The following is a 12,034-nucleotide window of genomic DNA, read 5'->3' as shown; positions in this document are numbered from 1 at the left end:
TCCCTTTTAGCTTTGTTCTTGTCACGTGGACAGCTGCGAATCACGGGGCTGACGCCTGATAGTTTTCCGTTTTCCTCACACTTTGTCACTTCGTCACCCTTCAGCCATGGCTTCCAATCGGGACACGACTTCACGTCTGACAGACAAGTCAGTAGCTGATTTCGCGGAAATCATCGCGGCAATTTTTCCCGAGTCGCATTCGTTAACAAATTGATGGACTTTTTCACCGAACAATGGTATTTCGTCAAAATAATTAACGCACCGCATGTCCTCGGTAACCGGAACCTGTTCCAGTTGCAGGACTTGCTCCGCGTAAACTCCGTAGAGGATCATTTCGGAAAAATGGAGTTGCCTTCCGATTGCAGTCTCCCAGCGGCAGCCATTGACTTTTTCAATGCGAGCCAACATCTCGCGGACGAAAACCGGGCTCCAGGCGCAGGGGCAGCAGATGTAGTCCGGCAACGGGTATTCGGCCAGGGCTGGCAACCCTAAAAGTTGTTGGGCATTCTGCACCCACAAACGATGGCGAGGCAAGGTTTCATCGATGCCATCGGGCCTTCGAAAGAGCGTCACAACATTGTCTGTCAGAAAAATGTCTGCGCTCGTTTTCCGGAGCAAGACCAAATCCGAATCAACAAGAAGGACAACCTTTGCCGATGATCGCCGGGTCGCTTCCAACTTGATGATTTGTTGGGCGATCCAGCCCCTAATCGGAGGCCATGGCCTGCCAGCATTGATCCACATGTTCGCGGAAGGGACCTTGAGCATACTGGCCGGGAGGAATTCCGCCGCATCCCGGATCACTGTGCGTTCCCCTTCCAACACACTAAAGCGTTTCGTATCCTGACTGGGAACTATGATGGTGTGCACAACATCGGAAGCGGTCCATCGCAGTATTGAGGAATTCAGCTCGGCGCAGACGACAAAGTCAGGTGCATAACTCGGGGTGACGATCTCCATCACCAGGCCAGATGAAGGATTGCTCATGTTGGGATCTCCGTTCAAAAGTGGGTGTTCATCGGTCTTGACAGCTGGTCGCACGTCAGTAATTTCCTGACAAGCTGGGCCCGATTCTCCCAGCTGTGGCCAATCGCCTGTCTGGCTTGCGCAGCCCGCTCGGCATCTGTGGGCCAACGGGTGCTCACTTCTGCAACCGCGCGCGCAAAGTCAGCTGCATTTCCGGCAACGTGGACTCTGGCAGCAGCGTCGAACTGCGAAGCTGGCAAGTCGGTGGCAACTACGGGAACTCCCGCAGCCACATATTCAAGCGTTTTCAGAGGGAAGCTCGATCTGTTGAACTGCGTGTCCTTGTAGGGGGTCAGCCCCACGTTGGAGGATGCCAGCAAGTCGGCGACACCGCCGGTGTCGAGGACACCGTGCCAATGCACATTTGGGCGGGCAAGAAAGGATTCCAGTCGAGAAATTGTCTCTGGCGACTTGGCAGTCTTTGGCCCGGCAACCGCTATGTGGATGCCTGTATGCGCGACGGCCTCAAGGACCTCGAAATCCAGCCGCTCATTGAGTTGTCCGATGAGTGCCGCCTTCGCAAATCCCGGATCAATGGCGTAGTCAGCAGCCGGAACACGGCATCCGTTGGGCACCACTTCGACTTCTCTGCCGATCTGGGCTGCCAGGCCGTGCGCCAGGTATTCGGTGACCGCAGCAACGACCGCCGCCCTGCCTGCATTGTTCATGAGCACCCGCCGTATGTGAGCCTCGGAAAACCCCATGAGCCCTGCGCCCGAAATCCAGTCATCAGTGACAAAGTGCAGGCTGGGCTTTGGAACCATTTTCGGGAAGGTCATGATCGGTGACGAACAAATTGTGGCGTCAACGCATAGTCCCAGCGTCTTGACAGCCCCTCGAATGAACTCGTGATACGCGGCTTCTGTGGCCCTTCGCATGACTGGCTTGGTCACCCCGGGAGGGCCATAGGTGCGTAGTCGCAGAACACCATCGTTAACTTCTTCCAGAAGTGTCGACATTTTCGTCAACTTTTGTGGTCTCCGCGCCCGATGAATGGAAACCGGAGGATCTATCCACAGCACTTGGTCCGTCTTCGCCAAGGCAGTGGCCAAGCTTTTGTCCGTCCCCGTAACTGCATCCCATGAGTTGCCAGCCATATACACAATCGATCCCACAGTCAGCACCCTTCTGACTGCGACGCCGTCGCCAGCGTCCGCGCAGCGACTGGCGTGGCATTGAAGTCATCGCTGGCGTACCTGCGTGCCAGCTTTGCCCAAAATTGTTCTCCGGAATAGCGCAGGAAGCGCCCCGCCGCCCTCGCTGCGTGGCGGAGTTCCGGACGGCGCCCCGTGGAAGCTGAATCAAAAGCACTTTGGTAGAACGCCAGCTGCCGGACGGCTGCGCCCTCCAAGGAAAACCTTTTCAGCACGAGAGACCTGGCAAAACGTCCCAGGTGGGCACGCAGCTGCGGTTCTGCCATGAGCCGTTCAAGGATGGCCATGAGCTTTTCCTGTGCGCCATCCGTTCCTGCGCCCACTCCGTACCAGCCCTGCCAGAGGAACGTTTGAACGGTGTCCTCGTCCAGTAGTTCCCAGAAGCCATCTTCGCCTTGGACCACCAACGGCAAGCCAAACGCCATTGCCCGCAGCGCCGACCCGCCCATACCGATGCTGGCATCGGCGCAGGCGTAAGCCGGACGGGGATCGTCCAGTTCGCCCGCGAGGAAGATTCGCTGCACACCCATGGCCTTGTTGCTGGCCGCCACGTGCGTGGCAACCTCCGCGCGGGCCGGCCCGTCTCCGGCGATGACAAGTTGCACGGCGGCCTTCTTGTTCATCCCTTCGACGGCTGCGATGGCGCAGAGAATGCCTTCAAGCTTCATCTCATGTGCTAGACGGGACACTATTGAGATGGTAAACAGCCCTTCTTCTGCCCCCATTCTGGCCAGAAAAGCGGCCGTTTCGAAGTCAAGCGCAGGGTCGTTTAGTTCAGTATCCACAGGAGGCTCCAACAACCCAACACTTTCGCGCCCAAATTCCCTTTCGGCCGCCGCAATTTGCGCAGTACCCACAAGCAGCGGCATATTCGCTGGAATGAACGGGGCAACCGACATGGACATGACAGTCGCTGACACGACAGCGCGGCTGCGACCGGCGCAGGCAAGCGCAGCTTCCAGGGCAGGCGGCCACTCATACGCGTGGACCACGTCTATCCCGTGTTTTTTCACCGTCCTGCGCAGGTCGGCCACAATGCCCGGCGTGGGCCGCCTGTGCACTGCTGGGGACTGTAGGAATTCCAGGCCGAGCGCCCTGATCTTCTCCACCAAGGGACCGTGCTGTCCGTAGACCACCACTTCGTGGCCGAGATTCTGCACCGCTGCGGCAAGTTCAATGGCATTGAGCTGGCTGCCGCCAATGGCCATGTCATGGGGATAGACAAGAATCTTCATGCCGGCTCCTCCGGTGTTCTGCCCCAGCTGCGGATCGCAGCAAGGTCCCTGCGTCGAGTGAATATCAGGCCAGCCATGATTGCAGTGCCCCAACAGGTGGCGGCCAGCACGGCCAGCACGGCGGAGTCCATCGTCAGCGCAGCCAGGTAGCTGCCTGCGGCAATCGGAATTGCCGCAGCAACGGGCAGCCAGACCTTGGCCAACAAATCGATCAACCGGAATCCCCGGTTCGTCAGCATCTTCAGATATATAGGCAGGACGACCAGGGCGGCCACCGCCACGGGTGCTGCTGCCAGTCCGGCAAGGCCGCCCCAAGTTGCGCCGGCCAGCAGCGCAGGGACAAGGACAATCAACCAGACAATCTGTACCTTGAAAATTGTGCCGGAAATGCCCAAAACCACCAGGTAGTCATAGACGAGTTCAAACATGATTCGGAAGGCGGCCAGAATGGCAAGCCACGTCAGCGCTGCTGCCGCCGGAGCCCACACATTTCCATACACGAAGGTGACCAGCGGAACAGCTGCGCCGGCCATGACAGCAATGACGGGCACCACTGCAGCAGCAACAACGCCCACCAAGGAGAGCATGGCGGCGCGCATGGCAGGCGGGTCATGTTGCAGCTTGGCAAAGACCGGAGGGGCCACGCTGCGCAGCGGTTGCGAAAATATGCTGGTGGGCCAGCTGGAAAGGTTGAAGGCCAGTACATACAGGCCCAGCGCGACCGCTCCCAGCAGTTTTCCGGCGATGATCTGATCCACGTACCCTACGGCGAAAACCAGAATGCTGGATCCGGCCAAAGGCAGCCCGAAGACCAGCAAGGGATGGATCTTCTCCTTGTTCCAGCCAAACCTGACGGGGAGCGGCGAGTATTTGACGAACAGAATTGCGGCCACGAGGCTCGCCAGGACCCGTCCGATTGCCAAACTCATGGCGCCCATGCCCATAAACACCAATGCCACGGATACGATGGCCCCCAGCCAGACATTCACTTGGTCAATCGCCATCCGCCGGCCTTGCAGGAAGTCCCTCTGCATCAACGCCGCAGGTGTGGCGGCAGCGCCGTTGATGACAACGCAGGTGGCAATCACCCGAACCACGATTGTTGCTTCGGGATCGCCCATGGCCGCAGCAAAATAGGGTGCCAGCACGTAGGCACCAATGAAAATGACGGTGCTGCTGAGCACCGAGATGGTGGTGACAGTCCCGGCGATTTCCTTCGGGTCGGTCGGCCAGCGAACTATGGCAAGGCTGACCCCCAATTCGTTAAAGCTGAGGATTGCGATCAGGGCAACGAACGCTATTGCGTAGGTGCCAAATTGGGCCGGGCCCAGCATACGGGCCAAAACGATGCCAATGCCGATGGTGCCAAACCGGGAAATGACCGTGTTGAGCAGGCTCAGCATAATCGCCCGTGAGGGTGTTGGCACCACGGGTGGTTTGGTTCGGGCCGGAATTGCCATGTTTCGTCACCGCATCCGGAGGGAATCGGTGAGCGCCTGCACGACCCTCTGTTGCTGGGCTGCGGTGATGTGCGGAAAGATCGGCAGCGACAGGATCCGCGACGCTGCAGCCTCGGCCACAGGGAAGTCACCGGCGCCCTTGCCAAGGTAGGAGAACGCCTTGGTCAGGTGAATGGGTGTCGGGTAGTGGATGCCGGCACCGATCCCTGCGGCGTTCAGCTGCGCCAGCACGCCGTCGCGGTTCTCCAGCTGCACCACGTACAGGTGCCACGCATCCTCGTAGCCGTCCCGGCCAACAGGCGTCACGACGCCGGGAACGGCTGCCAACAAGTCGGTGTATCTGGCTGCGGCATCCTGGCGCATCTGGTTCCAGCGGGGCAGGCGCGCAAGCTTGGCATTCAGCACCACCGCCTGAAGGGTGTCCAGGCGGGAGTTCATCCCCACCACGTCGTGGACATACTTTGCGGAGCTGCCGTGGGCGCCCAGCACCCGCACCATGGAAGCAACGTCGGGGTCGTCGGTGGTGACCGCCCCCGCATCCCCGGCAGCTCCAAGGTTCTTGCCGGGATAAAAGCTGGTGGCCGCGGCTGCGCCGAACGAACCTGACACCCGCCCGTGCAGCTGCGCACCCTGGGACTGGGCCGCGTCTTCAATGACGGTCACCCCGGCTGCGAGCGCCAACTGCATAATCTCCGGCATGGGTGCCAGCTGGCCAAATAAGTGGACGGGCACGATTGCCTGGGTGTTGCCGGTGACTGCCTCGGCGACGTCTGCAGGGTTGATGAGCAGGTGAACGGGGTCAACATCGACAAACACGGGCGCGGCACCTATCCGGGCGACTGCCTCTGCCGTTGCCACGAACGAGTTTGCGGGGAGAATAACCTCCCCTCCCGCACGGACGCCGCATGCCCGCAGCGCCAGTTCAAGCGCGTCGGTGCCGTTGGCGACACCCACACAGTGGCCGGTACCGGTGAATTGTGCGTAAGCGTTTTCAAAGCGGGCCACGGCCGGGCCGCCGATGAAGGCAGCCGACCACAGCACGTATTCAATTTCCTCGCGAATTTCATCCGCAATTTCCGCCTGCTGCAACTGCAGGTCGACCAAAGGAACGGCTTCCATGTCAAGGCTTCCCCTCCATAGAGTCGGGGGCTGGGGGCAGCGTCCGCCCACCCAGCGCTCGGGCGGGCACGCCTGCCCAGGTTTCGTCGTCGGGCACGTCCTGTAGGACTGCGGCAGCCATGCCCACAGTTGCTCCCGAACCCACCGACACGTTTTGTCTCACGCTGGCATTCATTCCCAGATAGGCGCCCCGGCCAATGTGGACTCTCCCGCCAAGGGAGACGCCCGCGGCGAGTGTGGCAAAGTCGTCGACTTCGTCGTCATGCGTAAATGTCACGTTCGGCATGGCCACCACATGGCTGCCAAGCCTCACTCCTGCCGTCAGCACCACGTTGGCCAGCAGGATGCAGCCTGCGCCAATGACGGAGTCCTCGGACACCACCGCTGACTGATCCACGACCGTGGCGTACCTGACACTGCCAATTCCCAGGTCCGCCAATGCGAGCGCGATCTTTTCCCGCGCAGCCCCCTTGCCGGCACACAGCACAAAGGACATAGTGGGATAGGCTGTGGCGTCGCTGATCCTACCCAGCACCGGAATGCCGTCGATTTGTCCGTCTGCCAGTGCGGGGTCGTCATCCAGATAGCCCAGCACATCGGTTGCGCCGGACAAGCGGGTTGAGGCCAGAACTTCACGGGCCAGTCCGCTTGCCGCCACGAGGATCAAAGCTGTCATGCCGGCAGTCCTCCCCCGGACCGCACCGCAGCAATGACCCTGTCCTGCTCTGCAGCTTCCAGCTGGTGGTACAGGGGCAGGATCAGTGTGTTGTCGGTGAGCCGCTCCGTGGTGGCCAGGTCTGCAGTCCCGGTGTCCCTGCCCGCGTACGCCGGCTGCCGGTGGGCGGCCATGATGCCACGGCGGGCGGAAATCCCCAGAGTGGCCAAGTGCTCAAGCAGCCCCTCCCGGGTGGTGCCGTAGTCCGGCAGCACCTCTATCCAGAATGACTGGAAATTGCTGGTGCCGTGGGCCGGGTCACCTGAGATTCGCAGCCCCGCCACCCCTGCCAGTGCCTCGGTGTAGCTGGCGGCGATGTCCCGCCGGCGCGCCACCGCCTCGGCAAGCCGCCCCAGCTGGACAATCCCCACGGCGGCTTGCATGTCAGTCATGCGGAAGTTGAAGCCAATCTCCGTGTATTCCTCAGGAGGTGCCAGAACCGAGGAGTGCCGGCTGGCGGCCGATGCACTCATGGCGTGTTCGCGCAGCTTGGCCGCTTTTTGCGCCCATTCGGCACGGGAGCTGGTGAGCATGCCGCCCTCCCCCGTGGTGAGGATCTTGCGGGGGTGGAACGACCATGCAGTCAGTTCCGCACCCACACCCACCGGCTTCCCCCGGTATGTGGAACCGGCACCGCAGGCAGCATCTTCGATGACGACGATGCCGCGCGGGTCGCACAGGGCCCTGATCGGGTCAAGGTCAACGGGCATGCCGCCCTGGTCAACCACAATGACTGCACGCGTGTTGGGGGTCAGTGCCACGGCGATGGTTTCAGCCGTGACATTCCCGGTTGCAAGTTCGACGTCGGCGAAAACGGGCCGTGCCCCGACGTACGTTGGCGCGTTGGCTGTGGCAATGAAGGAAAAGGATGGAATGACGACGTCGTCCCCGGCCTGGATGCCCGCCACCACCAAGGCGAGGTGGAGCGCCGTCGTGCAATTTGAGGTGGCAACGGCATGCCGGGCACCCTGGGCAGCGGCAAACTCCGTCTCAAACTGGGCGACCTTTGGGCCCTGCGCCACCCAGCCGGAGGCGATGACAGCAGCCACGGCGTCGGCCTCCTCGGTGCCGAGCCACGGCTTCATGACGTTGATGCGGGGCAGCGGGTCCGCATTCGCTGCTGGTGCAGTAGCAGCAGTGGCGGCGTCAACAGTCACTGGGCACCTGCACTTGTGGAACCCACCAGGCGGCCGGCCGCAATCTCATCACGCAGCGGCTCCCACCAAGACACCAGCTGGCCCAGTCCGTCTTCCAGTCCTGTGGTTGCGGTGAAGCCAAGGTCGCGTTGGGCTGCGGAGGCATCCGCCAGGCGCCGTGCCACGCCATTGACGGCACGCTCCGGGCCATGCTCAACCGAAAGATCCGAGCCCATGGCCGACAGCAACGACTCGGCCAGGCCAAGGAGGCTGGTTTCGGTGCCGCTGGCGATGTTGTACACGCCTTCGGTGATGTTGCTGGCCGCGGCCAGGATATTGGAACGGGCAATGTCTTCGGTAAAAACGAAGTCCATGGTCTGCTGCCCGTCGCCAAAGATCAGCGGTGGGCGACCATCAGCAATGCGCTCCATCCACCGGACCAGTACCTCGGTGTAGAGGCCGTGCACATCCATGCGGGGGCCGTACACGTTGAAATAGCGCAGCAGGACATAGTCAAGATTGTGCATCGCCTTGAAGCTGCGAGCCATGCCTTCGTTGAACGACTTGGCCGCACCGTAGAAGGTGTCGTTGTTGTGGTGGTGGTGGCGTTCGGTGGTGGGAAATTCTTCCGCCATGCCGTATACGGAAGCGCTGGAAGCAGCGATGACCTTGTCAACGTTGTGGGCGGCTGCGGCTTCGAGAACGGTGAACGTTCCGTCAACCAGGACCTCAAGGGCCAGCCGCGGCTCTTCGGCACACTGGGTGATGCGAATGGCTGCCTGGTGGAACACCAGGTCCTTGCCGCGCGTCACGTCATGAACCAGGTCCCGATCGCGCAGGTCCCCCTCGACAAGGGTGACCTTCCCGGTGGCCAGTGCATCCTCCAGATTGGACCGCCGCCCCCGGACCAGGTTGTCGAGGACGTCGATGTGCGCCGCACCTGCATCCAGCAACTGGTCGACTATGGTCGATCCGATAGTGCCTGCCCCGCCAGTGACAAGAACTGTTGCACCGTCTAAATTACTCATCGTGTTCCCTCCAATTGAGACTCATAATCTGCTACCCGGCAGTGTTCGCCGTCTGCTGCCAAACTCTTGCTTGCCGCCTCCAACACGGCCAGGACGCGAAGCCCCGACAAGCCGCCGGTGCGGGATGGGCGCACCCCCCTGATGCTGTCGGCAAATTCCTGCACCATGGAGCCCAGCGCCTCCTTTTCGGGAAGAGCCGGAGACCAGGTGTCGCCCAGCCGGTAGGACACTGCCTGCGCCTTGCGCTGGGCTGCCGTCGTGGAGGCTTTCTCGATGTTGACGCCCCGGTCATAGACACTCAGGCGCTGTTGCGGATTCAGGTCGTCCCAGACCAGGGTCCGCTTGGACCCGCCAATGACCATGCGGCGTATTTTTGTGGGGCTCAGCCAGTTCACGTTGATGTGGGCCATGGCGTTGTTGGGCAATTCAAATGTCAGGTGACCAACACAAGCTTTTCCGCTACCCAGCGGGTCTGCGCCCTGGGCTGCAACTGTCGTTGGTGCCAGTCCGCCCGGCAGGATGAAGTCGATGACTGAAAGGTCGTGCGGTGCCAGGTCCCAGAAGACGTCAACGTCCGGCTGGATGAGCCCTAAGTTGATCCGCACCGAGTCGATGAAGAGCACCTCACCCAGGGCGTCCTCGGCGATCAATTCCCGGATTTTCAGTGCTGCGGGCGTGTAGCAGTAGGTGTGGTCGGCCATGAGGATGAGGCCGGCTGTTGCAGCGAATTCCACCATTTCCACGCCTTGCTCCCAATGGTCAGCCAAGGGTTTCTCCACCACCACATGCTTCCCCGCCCGCATGGCAGCCATGGCCACGGCATGGTGTGTGCGGGCCGGGGTGGCGATGGCCACGGCATCAACGTCGGTACCTGCAAACAACTCGTCGAGTGATGCGAAGACCGGGACATCCCCCAATGGGCGGGCGATTTTCAAGGCACGTTCAATGTCCATGTCGACAATTGCGCACAGCTCCCAGTCGGAGCTGGCCTTGAAGTTTCTTGCGAGGTTGGGCCCCCAGTATCCGGCACCAATCACGGCAACTTTCAAAACTGCATCTTCGGGCAGCAGGGGTGTCTGCTGCAGCGAGTGGGGAATCGAGACCATAACAGGAATTCCGTTTCTTTTCAGTTGTGGCTTTCGCTGGAGCGCGTCGGCCTAATATGCACCTACGGGTGCCACCACTGCTTTGAACGTGCGCCACAGAATGACAATGTCCCCTGTGAGTGACCAGTTCTCCACGTAATACAAATCAAGACGCACCGCCTCATCCCAAACGAGATCGGAACGGCCATTGATCTGCCACAGTCCGGTGATCCCGGGCTTGATCAGCAGTCTGCGGTGGACTGGCTGTTGGTATTCGGCAACCTCCCGCGCAAGCGGTGGGCGGGGGCCCACAAGGCTCATGTGTCCCAACAGAACGTTCCAAAACTGGGGCAGTTCATCGAGTGAGAACCTGCGCATCCAATGCCCGCACCGAGTGACCCGGGGATCGTTTGCCATCTTGAACAGGAAGCCGGCGCCTTCATTGCTGTTGTGCAGCGAAGCCAACTTCTCTTCGGCGTCAACCACCATTGAACGGAATTTGACCATCTTGAACATTTTCCCGTTTCGGCCGACACGTTCCTGAAAGAACAGGGCCGGTCCGGGGCTGTCGAGCTTGACAGTGAGGGCCAGAACGAGGAATACGGGCAGGAGGACGGCCATGGCGGCCGCAGCCAGTGCCACGTCCATGACACGCTTGAAAACGTGCTTGCCACCCGAGTATTGCGGCAGTTCCACGTGCATGAGGGGAAGGCCCTCCATAGGCCTGAAGTGCACGCGGGGTCCGGCAACATTTGTCAGGCTGGAGGACAGCACCAATTCAGTGGCCATGTCTTCCAGGCGCCAGCCAAGTTCCTGGATGGCTTTGGGCCCGCCGGGCAGCGCCCCGGCCACCAAGACCGCCTCGGCTCCGGTTTTGGCAACCACGTCGGCAATGTCCGCCGCGGTGGACAGCACAGGAACCCCATACCACGGAGGCAGCAATTCCATGTTTGGCTGCAAGGTTGTCAGGGCGACCCCAGCCACTTTGTACCCGGTTGACAGGTTGTCGCGCAGCTGGCCAATGACGTATTCAACATCCTGCGGGTTTCCCAGCACAACAACTTTGGACAGTGACTTTCCGGCACTTCGCTGGCGGCTCAACCACCTGCGCCACAGCCACCGCTCGCCAACGATTAATACGATTCCGAGTGGGAGTGCCGCCGCAAAGAAGCCGCGGGATACGTCGACCTGAAAGACGAGCAGGATGATCGCCATGATGCCAAAGGTGCGCAGCGTTGCCTGGACCACCCTGCGGTACTCGGTGACGCCGGCACCAAACACACCTTTTTCCCGTGACCGGCAGTAGGCCAGGTCCAGGTTCCACAACACCACAATGGCAAGGCCAACCCACACATAGCCGATCTCCGTCAACCCCGAAGAGTCCTGAAGTGCGGGAATGCCAAATCGCAACAAGTAGGCCGCAGCCACAACGGCTATGGAGACCAGGGCATCACTGAGCCGCAGCGTGGTGGCGTACCGTGCGCTCCAGGTTGTGTTGCTGCTGCGCGCTGAGGTTAGGACGGTGTGGGCATCCCACACACTGTGTTTGGCCCGTGGGGCGCTACCTTTGTCCTTGACATTGGCAGGGCGGACAACCGGCCGGCGCAGGTGCGGGAGAATTCTCAGCTCGGTCATTTGTTTGCTCCACGAAGTGATGCTGGGAAAAGCATGATGAAAGAGGAAGGAGCCGACGACGGCTGGGGGAAAGCCTTGGTCTCAGAAGGCTTATCCGTCGCCGGCTCCGAATGTGGAGTCCAGCCATCATGGCTGGACAGGGTACCTGCTGATTGAGAGCGGGCTTGCGGGAAGAAGCCTTCTGTAGAACTGTTGCCCAATGGCATGGCCAGCGCTCCGTCATAACCGATTACGGCGGGTGAAAACTTGACCATCGTGAGACCTTCCCCTGGTGAGACCGTTGAGACCTTTGCAACACCTCTAGTCAACGGCAACACCAACAGCAAAACACGAGTGATCAGTACTGGACCTGAGAAGAAAATGAGTACTCATTTTCGTCACCGAGTACTTAGTTTGGGGTGGAAGCTACTGCCTTGCGGGGCAAGTACCCTAACCTGCGTG

Annotated in this window: 10 protein-coding genes; all 10 read right to left on the bottom strand. The window is 60.7% G+C overall.

Annotated features, from left to right (window positions below; genetic code table 11):
* Positions 1 to 93: 93 nt before the first annotated feature.
* Positions 94 to 987 (bottom strand): DUF6492 family protein, encoded by an 894-nt coding sequence (locus tag art_RS19000; protein WP_157875363.1) that lies wholly within the window; start codon positions 985 to 987, stop codon positions 94 to 96.
* Positions 988 to 1,001: 14 nt separating this feature from the next.
* The gene (locus tag art_RS18995; RefSeq protein WP_162182076.1) at positions 1,002 to 1,805 is read right to left on the bottom strand and encodes a glycosyltransferase; all 804 of its coding nucleotides are present in this window, start codon (positions 1,803 to 1,805) and stop codon (positions 1,002 to 1,004) included.
* Between the two features lie 338 nt (positions 1,806 to 2,143).
* Positions 2,144 to 3,415: a glycosyltransferase gene (locus tag art_RS18990; RefSeq protein WP_052136785.1), complete on the bottom strand. Its 1,272-nt coding sequence runs from the start codon at positions 3,413 to 3,415 to the stop codon at positions 2,144 to 2,146.
* Entirely contained in the window at positions 3,412 to 4,875 is a 1,464-nt protein-coding gene (locus art_RS18985) for an oligosaccharide flippase family protein (RefSeq protein WP_052136784.1), read from the bottom strand. Before art_RS18985 ends, art_RS18990 begins: the two co-directional genes overlap by 4 nt.
* 6 nt (positions 4,876 to 4,881) lie before the next feature.
* Complete coding sequence (locus art_RS18980; protein ID WP_038467393.1) at positions 4,882 to 5,994, bottom strand: DegT/DnrJ/EryC1/StrS aminotransferase family protein; 1,113 nt, start codon at positions 5,992 to 5,994, stop codon at positions 4,882 to 4,884.
* A gap of 1 nt (position 5,995) precedes the next feature.
* Positions 5,996 to 6,670, bottom strand: a complete 675-nt coding sequence (locus art_RS18975; protein ID WP_052136783.1) for an acetyltransferase — start codon at positions 6,668 to 6,670, stop codon at positions 5,996 to 5,998.
* Entirely contained in the window at positions 6,667 to 7,794 is a 1,128-nt protein-coding gene (locus art_RS18970; RefSeq protein WP_052137023.1) for a DegT/DnrJ/EryC1/StrS aminotransferase family protein, read from the bottom strand. Before art_RS18970 ends, art_RS18975 begins: the two co-directional genes overlap by 4 nt.
* Before the next feature lie 68 nt (positions 7,795 to 7,862).
* Positions 7,863 to 8,873 (bottom strand): NAD-dependent epimerase/dehydratase family protein, encoded by a 1,011-nt coding sequence (locus art_RS18965; RefSeq protein WP_038467390.1) that lies wholly within the window; start codon positions 8,871 to 8,873, stop codon positions 7,863 to 7,865.
* Positions 8,870 to 9,979, bottom strand: coding sequence for a Gfo/Idh/MocA family protein (locus art_RS18960; RefSeq protein ID WP_052136782.1), 1,110 nt, complete (start codon positions 9,977 to 9,979; stop codon positions 8,870 to 8,872). The genes art_RS18965 and art_RS18960 overlap by 4 nt, the downstream gene beginning before the upstream one ends.
* A 51-nt stretch (positions 9,980 to 10,030) precedes the next feature.
* Positions 10,031 to 11,593 carry a sugar transferase gene (locus tag art_RS18955; RefSeq protein ID WP_082000438.1) on the bottom strand — a complete coding sequence of 521 codons (1,563 nt, stop codon included), beginning with the start codon at positions 11,591 to 11,593 and terminating at the stop codon, positions 10,031 to 10,033.
* Positions 11,594 to 12,034 lie beyond the last annotated feature (441 nt).

Origin of the sequence: Arthrobacter sp. PAMC 25486 (assembly GCF_000785535.1) — a bacterium.
Taxonomy (GTDB): domain Bacteria; phylum Actinomycetota; class Actinomycetes; order Actinomycetales; family Micrococcaceae; genus Specibacter.
The sequence above is the reverse complement of the archived record's forward strand: the minus strand, read 5'-3'. Positions and strand labels throughout refer to the sequence as shown.

Bases quoted from the DNA above. Each gene is read 5' to 3' on its own strand.
- art_RS19000 (WP_157875363.1), bottom strand. From the start codon at position 987: ATGAGCAATCCTTCATCTGGCCTGGTGATGGAGATCGTCACCCCGAGT.
- art_RS18995 (WP_162182076.1), bottom strand. From the start codon at position 1,805: ATGACCTTCCCGAAAATGGTTCCAAAGCCCAGCCTGCACTTTGTCACT.
- art_RS18990 (WP_052136785.1), bottom strand. From the start codon at position 3,415: ATGAAGATTCTTGTCTATCCCCATGACATGGCCATTGGCGGCAGCCAG.
- art_RS18985 (WP_052136784.1), bottom strand. From the start codon at position 4,875: ATGGCAATTCCGGCCCGAACCAAACCACCCGTGGTGCCAACACCCTCA.
- art_RS18980 (WP_038467393.1), bottom strand. From the start codon at position 5,994: ATGGAAGCCGTTCCTTTGGTCGACCTGCAGTTGCAGCAGGCGGAAATT.
- art_RS18975 (WP_052136783.1), bottom strand. From the start codon at position 6,670: ATGACAGCTTTGATCCTCGTGGCGGCAAGCGGACTGGCCCGTGAAGTT.
- art_RS18970 (WP_052137023.1), bottom strand. From the start codon at position 7,794: ATGAAGCCGTGGCTCGGCACCGAGGAGGCCGACGCCGTGGCTGCTGTC.
- art_RS18965 (WP_038467390.1), bottom strand. From the start codon at position 8,873: ATGAGTAATTTAGACGGTGCAACAGTTCTTGTCACTGGCGGGGCAGGC.
- art_RS18960 (WP_052136782.1), bottom strand. From the start codon at position 9,979: ATGGTCTCGATTCCCCACTCGCTGCAGCAGACACCCCTGCTGCCCGAA.
- art_RS18955 (WP_082000438.1), bottom strand. From the start codon at position 11,593: ATGACCGAGCTGAGAATTCTCCCGCACCTGCGCCGGCCGGTTGTCCGC.